This is a genomic window from Pseudomonas sp. RIT-PI-o (assembly GCF_001297215.1).
GTDB classification, from domain to species: Bacteria; Pseudomonadota; Gammaproteobacteria; order Pseudomonadales; family Pseudomonadaceae; genus Aquipseudomonas; species Aquipseudomonas moraviensis_A.
On the sequence record NZ_LHPA01000024.1, the window covers coordinates 50,514 to 63,628 of the forward strand.

Annotated in this window: 8 protein-coding genes; 3 read left to right on the plus strand and 5 right to left on the minus strand. The window is 62.8% G+C overall.

From position 1 onward, the window contains the following. Positions 1-94 precede the first annotated feature (94 nt). From AEQ63_RS15380 to AEQ63_RS15395, 4 genes are read right to left on the minus strand one after another with little or no spacing between them, the layout of a single operon-like run. A complete protein-coding gene (locus AEQ63_RS15380; RefSeq protein ID WP_042610640.1) occupies positions 95-1,081 on the minus strand; it encodes a lysylphosphatidylglycerol synthase domain-containing protein in 987 nt (328 codons plus the stop codon). After that, a complete protein-coding gene (clsB, locus tag AEQ63_RS15385) occupies positions 1,078-2,352 on the minus strand; it encodes a cardiolipin synthase ClsB (protein ID WP_042610639.1) in 1,275 nt (424 codons plus the stop codon). The genes AEQ63_RS15380 and clsB overlap by 4 nt, the downstream gene beginning before the upstream one ends. Then, positions 2,349-3,146 (minus strand): endonuclease/exonuclease/phosphatase family protein, encoded by a 798-nt coding sequence (locus AEQ63_RS15390; protein ID WP_042610638.1) that lies wholly within the window; start codon positions 3,144-3,146, stop codon positions 2,349-2,351. The genes clsB and AEQ63_RS15390 overlap by 4 nt, the downstream gene beginning before the upstream one ends. Then, positions 3,143-4,069: a DUF72 domain-containing protein gene (locus AEQ63_RS15395; protein WP_064364000.1), complete on the minus strand. Its 927-nt coding sequence runs from the start codon at positions 4,067-4,069 to the stop codon at positions 3,143-3,145. The genes AEQ63_RS15390 and AEQ63_RS15395 overlap by 4 nt, the downstream gene beginning before the upstream one ends. A gap of 390 nt (positions 4,070-4,459) precedes the next feature. On the opposite strand from AEQ63_RS15395, the gene AEQ63_RS15400 reads away from it, so the two are divergent. Next, positions 4,460-6,562 (plus strand): mechanosensitive ion channel family protein, encoded by a 2,103-nt coding sequence (locus tag AEQ63_RS15400; RefSeq protein ID WP_064364001.1) that lies wholly within the window; start codon positions 4,460-4,462, stop codon positions 6,560-6,562. 115 nt (positions 6,563-6,677) lie between these two features. Here AEQ63_RS15400 and AEQ63_RS15405 read toward each other — a convergent pair whose 3' ends face one another. Continuing rightward, positions 6,678-10,964, minus strand: a complete 4,287-nt coding sequence (locus AEQ63_RS15405; RefSeq protein ID WP_064364002.1) for a DEAD/DEAH box helicase — start codon at positions 10,962-10,964, stop codon at positions 6,678-6,680. Between the two features lie 276 nt (positions 10,965-11,240). Here AEQ63_RS15405 and AEQ63_RS15410 point away from each other — a divergent pair, with 276 nt between their 5' ends. Together AEQ63_RS15410 and AEQ63_RS15415 are read left to right on the plus strand one after the other, a co-directional pair. Next, positions 11,241-12,125, plus strand: coding sequence for a sugar nucleotide-binding protein (locus AEQ63_RS15410; RefSeq protein ID WP_064364003.1), 885 nt, complete (start codon positions 11,241-11,243; stop codon positions 12,123-12,125). Beyond that, the gene (locus AEQ63_RS15415; RefSeq protein WP_064364004.1) at positions 12,118-13,050 is read left to right on the plus strand and encodes an NAD-dependent epimerase/dehydratase family protein; all 933 of its coding nucleotides are present in this window, start codon (positions 12,118-12,120) and stop codon (positions 13,048-13,050) included. Before AEQ63_RS15410 ends, AEQ63_RS15415 begins: the two co-directional genes overlap by 8 nt. The last annotated feature ends 65 nt before the right edge of the window (positions 13,051-13,115 follow it).

A 13,115-nucleotide genomic window follows, 5' to 3' on the forward strand; every position in this document is an offset into this window, starting at 1 on the left:
GCTATCGCGAGCAGGCTCACTCCTACATTTGGAATGCGTTCCCCCTGTAGGAGTGAGCCTGCTCGCGATTGCAATTTCCCATTCAACAACTCTCTCAGGACGGTTTTTTCTCGATCCGCAGCGCCTTGGCCTTGGCCTCCACCACCAGATACATCACCACCGTAATCAACAGCGGCAACAGAAAATAAATCGCCCGATACGCCAGCAATCCCGCCACCAGACTGCCGCGCGACGCTTCGTGCTGCAGCAGCGCGACAAACACCGCTTCAAGGACGCCCAGCCCTGCTGGAATGTGCGTGATGACCCCGGCGATCGCGCTGATCAACAGCACGCCCAGCACCAGCGGATAATCCAGTTTGCTCGGCAGCAAGGTGAAGATCACCGCCGCCATCAGCGACCAGTTCAAGGCGCCCAATAGCAATTGCAGGACCGCCATGCGCAGCGACGGCAGGTTGATTTCCACGCCGCGTATCGACCACTCGCGGCGCTTGGAAAACTGACACGCCGCCAGGTACCCGGCGCTGACCAACAGCAACAACACCCCCACCAGTTGCAGCGCGTCACTGCTGAGTTTCCAGCCTGGCGGCATGCGCACCAGCCCACTGCTGAAGACCACACCGGCGATGGTCATGTAGCCGAACCAGTTGGTCGCCAGGCTCAGGCCGAGGATCTTGGCGATGTTGCCCTTGCTTACGCCGAGCCGGGAATACAGCCGATAACGCATGGCGATGCCGCCGACCCAGGCGCTGAGGTTGAGGTTGAAGGCGTAGCTGATGATGCCCACCGGCAGGATCTGCTTCCACGTCAGGTCCTGACGAATGTAGGTGCGGCCGATCAGGTCGAAACTGGCGTACACCAGAAAGCTCAGCAGGGTCAGGCTGGCGGCGATGATCAGCGTGCGCACCTTGAAATCGGCGAGGGTTTCCAGCACCTCGGCCCATTCGATGCGCGTGGCGAACATTGTCAGCAGGACGATCAGCGCGAGGAAAAACAGGAGGGTCAGCGGACGTTTCCAGCGGCTCCATTTCGACGGCGCCGCGGGTGCCGAATGGCTATCGGAATGGACTTCGGAATGACTCATGGACGCGCACCTCGGAAAGGCTTCAGACGCGGTTTATGCGCCGGCAGCCAACCGGCCATGGCCGGGAAGTGCCGCAGGAAGTGGAACACCAGAAAACCCACAGTCATGTGCCAGATCCGTCCACGCGGCAACAGCTTGGCGTCCATCGCCTTGCAGTGGTTCTGGCTGAGGTCTTCGAGGCGTTCGTACAGGTGCTGATTGAAGGCGCGGTCGCGGATCAGCACGTTGGCTTCCAGATTCAGCGACAGGCTCAGCGGGTCGAGATTGCTCGAGCCCACGGTGCTCCAGTCATCGTCGACCAGCGCGACTTTGCCGTGCAGCGGGCGTTGGCAATATTCATGAATCTGCACGCCGGCGCGCAGCAGATAATCGTAGGTCATGCGCGCTGCCAGTTTCGCGACGAGCATGTCTGGCTGGCCCTGCAGGATCAGCCGCACATCGACGCCTCGGCGGGCGGCGTTGCGGATTTCGCGCAGCAAACGGTAACCGGGGAAGAAGTAGGCATTGGCAATGATCACCCGGCGTTTGGCCTTGCGCAGCACCTGCAGATAGACGTCTTCGATATCGGTGTTGTGTTGATCGTTATCGCGGAACACCAGGCGTACCTGGCCGTCGTGATCGGTGAAAGCCATTTCCGCCAGACGCTGGCGCCGACGCTGCCACCAGAACCGCGCGCGTCCCGGACGACCGCTTTGCAGCAGGGCGAAGTGATGGATATCGGCGACCACGGGGCCCTGGATCTCCACCGAATAATCCTGCTTGGCTTCAGGGCCGAAATCGGCCAAATGATCGCCGGAAAAATTGATCCCGCCAATGAACGCGATCAAACCGTCGACCACCACGATTTTGCGGTGCAAACGGCGAAACCAGTTGGTGCGGATGCCCAGGTGCTTGGGCGCTGGATCGAAGATCTGCAGATGCACGCCGGCATCGCTCAATGCTGACAGATAGCCAGTGCTCAGCTCGCCGCAGCCGAAGCCGTCGAGGCTGACCGTGGTGCGCACGCCACGCTGGGCGGCTTCGATGAGGATCTGCTGCAACTCGGCGCCGACCTTGTCTTCGAAGACGATGAAGGTCTCCAGCAGAATCTCGCTCTTGGCCGCGCGCATCGCTTCGAACACGCGGGGGAAATATTCCTCGCCGTTCTCCAGCAGTTCTACGCGGTTATTGCTGTGCCATTGATACTCGACGTCAACGTGGCCGGGCTCGCGCACCGGCGGGTTCAGCGTGACCGGTTCGACGGCGGATTTTTCCAGTGGCGCACTGTTCATAGTTCAATCTCCACCGATAACGGTGCGTGGTCGGAAAGATGTGACCAGGGCCGGTTGGTCAAGACTTTCGGCCGGCTGGCCTTGAGGTTGCGCACGTAGATGCGGTCGAGCCGCAGCGCTGGCAGTCGCGCGGGAAAGCTGCGCGCCGGTTTGCCGTGGTGTTCGGCGAATACTTCGCGCAGGCCACACGGCTTGAGCTGCGCATCGGCGCGCTGGCGCCAGTCATTGAAGTCGCCGGCGACAATCACCGGCGCATCGGCGGGCAATTCGGCGAGACGTTGCAGCAGCAGATCCAGTTGTGCATTGCGATGGCTTTCGCGCAGGCCCAGATGCACGCAGATCGCATGCACCTCGGTGCCGTCTCCGGGCAGGCGCAGCACGCAATGCAGCAGGCCACGGTTTTCATGGCCGCTGATCGATACGTCGAGGTTGTCGTGGCGGATGATCTGAAATTTCGACAGCAGTGCATTGCCGTGGTCGCCCGCCGGGTACACCGCGTTGCGCCCGTAGGCGAACTGCGGCCAGAGGCTGTCGGCGAGGAATTCGTATTGCGGCATCGTCGGCCAGTTGTCGTAGCGTTTCGGATGCTGCTCGTGAGTGCCGTGGACTTCCTGCAGAAACACCACGTCGGCGGCGACGCTGCGCACCGCTTCACGCAGCTCCGGCAGAATGAAACGCCGGTTCAGCGCGGTGAAGCCCTTGTGGGTGTTGACCGTCAGGACAGTGAAGGTACGCACCGAGGGTGAGACCACGGAGCCTTCGTCAGTAAAACCGACCGGTTCGGGAATGCTCATGACAGAACTCCTTCAGCGGCGACTTGCCCGGGAGTTGTGGCGAGGTCTTTGTCGAGGTCGAAGCGCTGCAACAGATTGCGTGCGTCGTAGGGCGCGCGGACTTTGATGTCGTTGTCGAAGTAGCAGAACACTTCACGGGATTTGCGTGCGCGGGGTTTCAGGCGTGGGGCTATCAGATGTGCGTCCTCCGGCTGTTTGCCGTGATGCCAGGCGTCGATGCGCTCGGCCCAGCGCTTGAGTGCTTGTTCGGAATAGCCGCTGGCGTAGAGCTCTTCAGCACCGTGCAGGCGCAGATAGACGAAGTCGCTGGTGAGGTCTTCGCGGTACGGCCATTTGCCGGCGGTGTCGGCAATGACCAGTGCGGTGTTGTAGCGTTTGAGCAGGCGCACGAATTGCGGGTCGATGAAACTTTCATGACGGATTTCCACCGCATGGCGCAGCGGCTTCTTGCGCCAGGCCTTGACGCTGGCATGGCCGGGCAGATGCGAATCGTGCTGGCGGGCGAGGGCGGCTGCGGCTTGGGTATCGTGGGGCAGTTGCGCAAGAAACTGGTCGAAGCGCTCGGCGTCGAATTTGAAGTTGGGCGGAAACTGCCAAAGGATCGGCCCGAGTTTTTCCTTCAGCTCCAGCACGCCTGAGGCAAAGAAATTCGCCAGCGGCTTTTCGATGTCGCGCAGGCGGCGCACGTGGGTGATGAAGCGCGGCGCCTTGACGCTGAATACGAAGTGATCGGGGGTTTCGGCGTACCACTGGGCGTAACGTTCGGGTCGTTGCAGGGCGTAGAACGATCCATTGATTTCAATGCTGTTGACCGCGCGAGAGGCGAACTGCAATTCGCGCTTCTGCGCCAGTCCCTTCGGGTAGAAGTCCCCGCGCCACGGGGCGTAGCGCCAGCCTGAAATACCGATGTGAATCGTCGCCATCCCATCCTCCCGTAGAAAGTCCTCGTGTTGCCGATGTTCTGTGATGACTGCGCCGGGGGCGGGAAAGTTTCGGTGGTGTTACGGACGGTCGCGGGTGAAGCGAGGATCAAGAGCTCACCCCCTCACCCCAACCCTCTCCCCCAAGGTGGCGAGGGGGAAGGGAGCAGATCTTCATGTCTCCTGAAATCGCGTACGACTGTGAAGGGAGCAGATCTTCATGGTCTTCAGGACTTGAGTCCGACTCGGGACGTGCAGGTCGGTGAGATGGATCAGGCAACTCGGTCGGCTCCCTCTCCTGGGGGAGAGGGCTGGGGTGAGGGGGCTCTTGAACTTGCCGCGCAATTACCGATCAGTTCCTTACAGGTTGTTCAGCCACGGGAGATCGGAGTTTTGCGCAATTTCAGGATCGCCATTCTGCTGGGAGCGCTGTTGTGCTTCGGCGTCACCACATCGCAGGCCGCCGCGCTGCCGGGCGTTCCGGCTCCCGCTGAAACGGCGGAAAAGCCCGCCGAACCGGAACCGCTGGTGCAGGGCGGTCTGCTCGGGGCGATCAGTTCGAGCATTGACGACGTGCAGGAAAAACTCGACCTCAATGAACATCTGGTTGATGCCTGGCGCCTGCGTGCCGACCGCGCGGCGGATGAGGTCGATCGGCTGGTCAAGCAGCCGTCGAACCGTTCGGGCTGGAGCGTGGCCGGGGATTTCCTCACGCTGTCGGGTGTGTGGCTGGGCAGTTTCGCCCTGCTGACGGTGCTCGGCAGTTTGCTGGCCAAGCGTCTGCGCGAGGGGCGCTGGTTGCGCACTCGCCAGCGCAGTCAGGACCTGCTCGGCTATGTGCTGCCGTACACCGTGCCGGCACTGATCTGCCTGCCGCTGACGCTGTATGTCAGCCATTTTCTGCAAGGTTCGGTGGGGCGCGCGCTGGCGCTGTGTCTGGCCTACGCCACCAGCAGCGGCATTTTTTCCACGTCGATGTTGTTGTGCGTCGTGGTGATGTTCAACGTTGGGCACAAGCGCGCCGCCGCGCGGATCATCCGTGAATACTGCCCGCGACCATTGTTCCTGATCGGCTTTCTCGCCGCCCTCAGCGATGCCCTGACCAGCCCGCAGATCGCCCGGCAACTGGGCGGCAATATCACCAGCAGTATCGCCGTGTTCACCGGGCTGATCGCCTCGGTCATCTTCGGTTTGCTGGTGATTCGCCTGCGCCGGCCGGTGGCGCACCTGATCCGTAATCGCCCGTTGACCCAGCGTTTGAAACAACCGTCGCTGCAAGAGTCGCTGCGGATATTTTCCGGGTTGTGGTACTGGCCGATCGTGCTGATGGTGCTGGTCTCGGCGGTCAGTCTGATCGGCATCGGCGAGGACAATCAGAAAGCCCTGCGCTGCGCCTTGTTCACCACCGTGCTGCTGATCGCCACAGTATTTCTCAGCACCGTCTTGCAGCACCTGTTCAAGTCGCGCAAGGCCGAGGCGCTCCAGCGCAGCAGTGCCTACAAGGAACGCTTTCTCAGCCTGTTGCACGCGTTGCTGCGTATCGTCATGGCGATTGTGTTCATCGATATTCTCGGGCGGATCTGGGGCGTGTCGTTGCTCGATTTCGCCCAGAGCAGCACGGTGGGCCGGGCGATCAGCAATGCCTTGAGCAGTATCGGCCTGATCTTCCTGGTGACGTGGTTGCTGTGGGTCGTGCTCGACACGGCGATTCAGGAAGCGCTTAAACCGCCGGTCAGCAAACGCGCGGCACGCCAGCCGAGCACGCGGGTGAAAACCATCCTGCCGTTGTTGCGCAATGCGATCAAAATCATCCTCGTGGTGATCTGCGCGATCACTACCATGGCCAATCTTGGCATCAACGTCGCGCCGCTTCTGGCTGGTGCCGGTGTGGTCGGTCTGGCGATCGGTTTCGGTTCGCAGCAACTGGTGCAGGATGTGATCACCGGGCTGTTCATCATCATCGAAGACACCCTGTCGATCGGCGACTGGGTGGTGCTGGATTCCGGCCATGCCGGCACTGTCGAAGGCTTGACCATCCGCACCCTGCGCCTGCGTGACGGCAAGGGTTTTGTGCACTCGGTGCCATTCGGTCAGATCAAGGCTGTGACCAACCAGTCACGCCAGTTTGCCTTCGCGTTTTTCTCGGTGCAGTTCACTTACGACACCGACGTCGACAAGGCCATCGAGCTGATCCGCGAGGCCGGCGATTCGATCCGCGAAGACCCGTTCCTCAAGTACAACCTGCAAGGGCCGCTGGATGTGTTCGGGGTGGACAGGATGGATCTCAACGGCGTGGTACTGACGGCGCAATTTCGCACGGTATCCGGTGGGCAATATGCGGTGAGCCGGGCGTTCAACCAGCGCTTGAAGAAGCTTGTGGATAACACCGCGAATGTGCATTTTGCGCAGACTTATCCACAGCAGGTCTTTTTGCCGAAGCGGCAGCAGGAGGGGGCGGTGGTGGCGGCTGAGGTGCCGCAGGAGTCGCGGACCTGATCTGAGCTCTGCGTTGAATGTCCCGGCCTCATCGCGAGCAGGCTCACTCCTACAGGGGAATGCATTCCAGAATGTAGGAGTGAGCCTGCTCGCGATGGCGCCACATCAGACACCCTCAATTGCGGATCAATTTCCGGCCTATCTGCTCCATGGCCACTTGATCCAGTTCCACCCAGATCTGCTGTTTGCCGGCAATCACAGCCGCCACGGGCACGCCATCGCGATACACCAGCCGATTACTCACCAGCGCCGGCACTTTCACCCCGGGCAACAGTGTCCCCGCCAGGTTCAGCGGATCAACTCCACATACCGCCACCAGACTGCCGTCATGCGGGCGCCGGCGCACTTCGCGCAATAGGGGAATCGCCTCCGGCAGCGCGAATTGCTCGCCCGCCAGACCACTGACAAAGCGCCCGCCACGAATCTCGCCCCGCGCCTCCAGTCGATGGAAGGTGCGCAGCAATTCCCGCCAGCTCGGCAGCCAGTCTGCTTCCCGTTCCAGCAAGCGCCAGAACACCACGCCGTAGCGGCGCAGCAGGGTCATTGCCACATGTTCGAGCGTCTCGGCTGTGTCTGCTGACGAAGCACGGCGCAGCAACGCCCAGCGCCCGGCATCGTCCATTCCGCCGATAAACGCGCCGCGCCCGCGTCGGCTACTGCGCTGCTGGCGCTTGCTTGCCGGGGTGATCAGCGCGCGCAGGCCGGCGAAGCTGTCGGCATTCACCAGCCCGGCGGCGACCAGTTCCTGCAGGGCGATTTCCAGCTCGCTGCGCAGCAGGCGCGCTTCATGAATCAGCTCATCAAAAAACAGCGCGCCATGCTGACTCAGCGCCTCGAAGACTTTCTGCGTTTTCAGCGATAACTCACTCACTGGGGTTTGCTCAGCCAGCGCACTCCACAAACCCACCTGACTGCGCGGCAGCAGGACAATCGGCGTGCTGCGCAATGCCGAGCCGCTGACTTTCTGTCGCGCGCTGATACGCGTCCACACCAGTTTGCCGTTGCGGCACAGCTCATCCAGCCAGCTCGGCGAATAGTCCTTGAGGCGTGCCGGCAGGATGTCGCTGTCCCACGCCGAAGCTGCCGCCGGGTAACCTTCGAACTGGCCGACAATCGCTGGCAACACTGCGCTGCCCTGACCTTGGGTGGTCGGTGACAAATGCTGCCAGTCGAATAGAAAGCGCGTGAAGTCCTGCAACGCCACCGGTTCGATTTCCCGACGCAGGCGCTTGACCGTGTAGCGATGGATGCGCGCGAGCAGATGGCGTTCGCACCATTCTTCAATCGCGCTTTTCGGCGTGAACTGCCCGCGCAAGACGTAACCTTCACGCTCCAGTCGGGCGAGGGCCTGACTCACTTGCGCGGCGGGCAGGGCGAGCGGCTCGGCAATGGCTGGCAAAGGGGTCGGCCCAAAGGCACCGAGGCGGGCGCGGATCACTTCGACCAGCGCTTCATCGAATGTCCACGCCTCGTCGAATCCGGGTAGCGCCACTGCTGCGCTCGACAACGTGGCCTGTGGATAAAGCGCCTGCAGGCAACTCAAGCGTTCGCGGGCCAGCCATAACTGATGCTCGGCGTCGATCCGCAGTAGGCAGGCGCGCCCGCTGGCCATCAGCGCCTGCAACCAATCCAGCCAAGCCGTGTTGGCTCGCGCTTCGGCGTCACTGATGCAGGCCAGGCTCATCAGTGCTTCGTGCATTTCATCCATGGAATCGGGCGACGGCCAGGCTTCTTCGCGCACCGCCGTGATTGCATCGGCGTCCAGCGCGCCGAGGTCGTCGGTCGATTGCGGATCGCTCCAGCGCCGGTTGATCACTGCTTGCGTGCGCCGTTCTTCCAGCGGCGCGTCATCAAGAAACGTGTAGGGCCGGGCGCTGAGGATTTCCGCCGCCAGCGGCGACGGTGCCGGCAGGTCGCGGCTGATCAGCCGCACCTCGCCACGCTCCATGCGCCGCAGCAGGGTCAGCCAGCCTTCGCTGTCCATCGCTTCGTGCAGGCAATCGTCGAGGGTCTGTTCCACCAGCGGATGCTCGGGGACTTCGCGCTCGCCGGCGAGGTTTTCCAGGCAGGCGATCTGGTCGGGAAACACGCTGGCGATCAGGTCTTCGCTTTTCATCCGTTGCAGCTGCGGGGCGACTTTGCGTCCGCCGGTAAAGCGCGGCAGCGCCAGCGCCACCCCGGCATTCCAGCGCCAGCGCACGCCGAATAACGGCGCATCGAGCACGGCCTGAATGAGCGTGTGTTCGGCGCTATTACTGTGCAGATAACGCCAGACTTCATCGAGCTCGAAGCTGTGACTGGTGGACAGCGACAGCACGATCGCGTCTTCGCTGGCGGCGGCCTGCAACTCGAAGTTGAAGGTGCGGCAGAAACGCTTGCGCAGGGCCAGGCCCCAGGCGCGGTTGATGCGGCTGCCGAACGGCGTATGGATGATCAGTTGGGTGCCGCCGGACTCGTCGAAAAACCGCTCCATCAACAGCGTGTCCTGCGAGGGCAGGGCGCCGAGGGTTTGCCGGGCGCGAGCGAGATATTCGACCAGTTGCTCGGCGCTGGCGAGGTTGAGGCCAAGTGTCGTGGTCAGCCAGTCGAGCGCCGGTTGCAGATTACCGGGGCTGGCGCTGAGCAGCTCATCCAGATGCCCTTGCAGGCGCGCGACGGCGGCCGACAATTCATCGCTGCGCCCCGGGGCTTCGCCGAGCCAGAACGGAATGGTCGGTGGCATGCCCTGCGCATCCTCGACGCGGACCTTGCCGCTCTCCACCCGCAGGATGCGGTACGAGGTATTGCCGAGCTGGAACACGTCGCCAGCGATACTTTCCACGGCAAAATCTTCGTTGACGCTGCCGATGCTCAAGCCCTGCGGTTCGAGCAGCACGCTGTAGTCGGCGTTGTCCGGGATGGTGCCGCCACTGGTCACGGCGGTCAGTTGCGCGCCGCGCCGGCCGCGCAAAGTGCGATTGACGACGTCGCGATGCAGGTATGCGCTACGGATGCCCTGACGGCCGTTGTACCCTTCGGCGAGCATGCTCAGCAGGGCTTGATAGTGCTTTTCGTCGACATCGCGGTAAGGCCAGGCGCGACGGAACATCGCCAACAAGGCGTCCTCCGACCATTCCTGGCAACTGACTTCGGCAATGATCTGCTGCGCCAGCACGTCGAGCGGTTTTTCCGGGATGTGCAGCGTATCGAGCTCGCCCCGGCGCACGCAGTCGAGCAGGGCGGCGCACTCGATCAGGTCGTCGCGGGTGGTGGCGAACAGACGGCCCTTGGGCGTGCCGCCGACCTGGTGGCCAGAGCGGCCAACCCGTTGCAGAAACGCGGCAATCGAACGCGGCGAGCTGATCTGGCAGACCAGGTCGACTTCGCCGATATCGATGCCCAGCTCCAGCGACGCGGTGGCGATCAGTACCTGCAACTCACCGCGCTTGAGGCGCTGTTCGGCGTCGAGGCGAAACTCCTTGGCGAGGCTGCCGTGGTGCGCCGCCACGGCCTGCTTGCCGAGGCGTTCGCTCAGATGCCGGCTGAGGCGCTCGGCGAGGCGTCGGGTGTTGACGAAAATCAGCGTGGTGCGGTGCTCGCGAGCAAGTTCGGCGAGGCGGTCATACACCAGTCCCCAGACATCGGTGGCCATCACCGCCGACAACGGCACCGGTGGCACCTCGATGCCCAGGTCTCGTGGGCGGGCGTGGCCGATGTCGACGATTTCGCAGGGGTGTTCGTGACCGACCAGAAACTGCGCCACCGCCTCCACCGGTTTCTGCGTGGCGGACAGGCCGATCCGGGTCAGCGGCTCGGCGCAGAGTGCTTGCAAACGCTCGAGGCTCAAGGATAGATGACTGCCGCGCTTGCCGGCGGCCATGGCATGGATTTCGTCGATGATCACCGTGCGCGTGGTGCCGAGCATCTTGCGCCCGGATTCCGAACCGAGCAGCACGTACAGCGATTCCGGCGTGGTGACCAGAATGTGCGGTGCGTTCTTGCGCATGGCGGCGCGATCTTTTTGCGGCGTGTCGCCGGTGCGTACGGCGGTGGTGATCGTCAGCTCGGGCAGGCCCAGTTCGCGCAATTGCGCGGTAATGCCGGCCAGCGGATTCTGCAGGTTGATCTGGATGTCGTTGGACAGCGCTTTCAGCGGCGAGACATAGACCACCAGGGTTTCGGCGGGCAGGCCGTCGGGGTGTTCGAGGCCGCGGTGGACAAGCTCATCGAGCACGGCGAGAAACGCGGTCAGGGTTTTCCCCGAGCCGGTGGGCGCCGCGATCAGCGTCGACCGGCGCTGCTGGATCAACGGCCACGCACGGGCCTGAGCGGCGGGGACCGCCGGGGAAGTCTTGTTGAACCAGGGGCTGACGGCGGGGTGAAAGCCTGCCAGAGCGCTGTTGGCGGGGAGGGGCAGATTCATGACAGAAGTTATGCGGGCGAGGGCGGGAAGATGCAAGTACCGTTCGGACCCCTTCGCGAGCAGGCTCGCTCCCACCTTGGAATGCGGTCCCCTCTAGGAGTGAGCCTGCTCGCAATAGCACCAGTGGGGGCGATACAAATCCCGGCATCTACACTTTACGGGTGACGGTTGCGCACTAAACCCGCAAAATGCAACGATTCCGGCAATGATCGACCACGGCGCCACGCGTGCCGTCGTCAAAGCCATCGTTCCAATCAGACTGGGCCTGCTGACTCTATGCGAATGCGCCTTATGTTACTGGGCGGCGGAAATGCCCTTGGGCAGGCGCTGATTCGCCTCGGTGCGGAAGAAGACATCGGTTTCCTCGCCCCCCGCCCGCCCGAAAACGGCTGGGATGCCGCGAGCCTCACACAACTGCTCGACGACACCCGTCCCGAGGCGTTGATCAACCTCGCCTACTATTTCGACTGGTTCCAGGCCGAAAGCGTCAGCGAAAGCCGCATGACCGGCCAGGAACGCGCCATCGAGCGTCTGGCCGAACTGTGCCAGCACCACAACATTGTCCTCGTGCAGCCGTCGAGCTATCGGGTATTCGACGGCTCGCGGGCCACGGCCTACAGCGAAAAAGACGAACCGGTGCCGCTGGGCCTGCGCGGTCAGGCCTTGTGGCGCATTGAACAGAGCGTGCGTGCGACCTGCCCGCAACATGTGCTGCTGCGCTTTGGCTGGCTGCTCGACGACAGCCCGGACGGCACCCTCGGGCGCTTTCTCGCCCGTGCGGAAAAACCAGAAGAATTGCTGCTGGCCGATGACCGTCGCGGCAACCCCACGCCGGTCGATGACGCGGCGCGGGTGATCATTTCCGTACTCAAGCAACTCGACTGCGCCGCGCCGCTGTGGGGCACTTACCATTACGCCGGCCACGAAGCGACCACGCCGCTGGCGCTGGGCCAGGCGATTCTCACCGAAGCACGCAGCCTGCACGCGCTAGCCATCGAAGCACCGACTGCGCAGGCACACGCCGCGCGCCCGGATGCTGCCGAAGAGCCACAACATGCAGTACTGGCCTGCAAGAAAATTCTCCACACTTTCGGGATCAAGCCGCGCGCCTGGCGTGCCGCCCTCCCGGGCTTACTGGACAGGTTCTACCGACATGGCTGAAGGAACGGTTTTAATCACTGGCGGAGCCGGATTCATCGGCTCGCACCTGACCGATGCCCTGCTCGCCAAGGGCTATTCGGTGCGCGTGCTCGACGACCTGTCGACCGGCAAACGCAGCAACCTGCCGCTGGACAATCCCAAGGTCGAATTGCTGGTTGGTGACGTTGCCGATGCCGCATCGGTGGCCCGCGCCATGCAGGGCTGCAGCGCTGTTGCGCATCTGGCTGCCGTGGCCTCGGTGCAGGCCTCGGTGGACGATCCGGTGAAAACCCACCAGAGCAATTTCATCGGCACCCTGAATGTCTGCGAAGCCATGCGTCTGGCCAGGGTCAAGCGTGTGGTGTACGCCTCCAGCGCGGCGGTGTACGGCAACAATGGCGAAGGCGAGTCGATCGACGAAGACACCCCGAAAGCCCCGCTGACGCCGTATGCGTCGGACAAACTGGCCGGTGAGCAGTACTTCGATTTTTATCGTCGCCAGCATGGCCTGGAGCCGGCGATTTTTCGCTTCTTCAACATCTTCGGCCCACGCCAGGATCCGTCCTCGCCGTACTCCGGGGTGATCAGCATCTTCAGCGAACGCGCCTCCAAAGGTTTGCCGATCACCGTGTTTGGCGATGGCGAGCAGACCCGCGATTTCCTGTATGTCGGCGATCTGGTCGATTTGCTGGTGCAGGCGATTGAAAAGCCCGAAGTGCAGGAAGGCGCGGTCAACGTTGGCTGGAATCAGGCGATGAGCCTCAAGCAGATGCTCGAAGCGTTGAAATCGGTAGTCGGCGAGCTGCCGCCCGTGAGTTACGGGCCGGCACGTTCGGGTGATATCCGCCATTCAAGGGCGGATAACCGACGCTTGCTGCAGCGCTTTGAAATGCCGCCGCAGACGCCGATGAGTGTGGGCTTGGCGCGGCTGCTTGGGCGTGCCTGATAGAGCCCTCACCCTAACCCTCTCCCAAAGGGAGAGGGGACTGACCAGGGTGACTGGGCGAAATA

Coding starts and splice junctions, on each gene's coding strand:
- AEQ63_RS15390 (WP_042610638.1), bottom strand. CDS start 3,146: ATGAGCATTCCCGAACCGGTCGGTTTTACTGACGAAGGCTCCGTGGTC.
- AEQ63_RS15395 (WP_064364000.1), bottom strand. CDS start 4,069: ATGGCGACGATTCACATCGGTATTTCAGGCTGGCGCTACGCCCCGTGG.
- AEQ63_RS15405 (WP_064364002.1), bottom strand. CDS start 10,964: ATGAATCTGCCCCTCCCCGCCAACAGCGCTCTGGCAGGCTTTCACCCC.
- AEQ63_RS15380 (WP_042610640.1), bottom strand. CDS start 1,081: ATGAGTCATTCCGAAGTCCATTCCGATAGCCATTCGGCACCCGCGGCG.
- clsB (WP_042610639.1), bottom strand. CDS start 2,352: ATGAACAGTGCGCCACTGGAAAAATCCGCCGTCGAACCGGTCACGCTG.
- AEQ63_RS15415 (WP_064364004.1), top strand. CDS start 12,118: ATGGCTGAAGGAACGGTTTTAATCACTGGCGGAGCCGGATTCATCGGC.
- AEQ63_RS15410 (WP_064364003.1), top strand. CDS start 11,241: ATGCGAATGCGCCTTATGTTACTGGGCGGCGGAAATGCCCTTGGGCAG.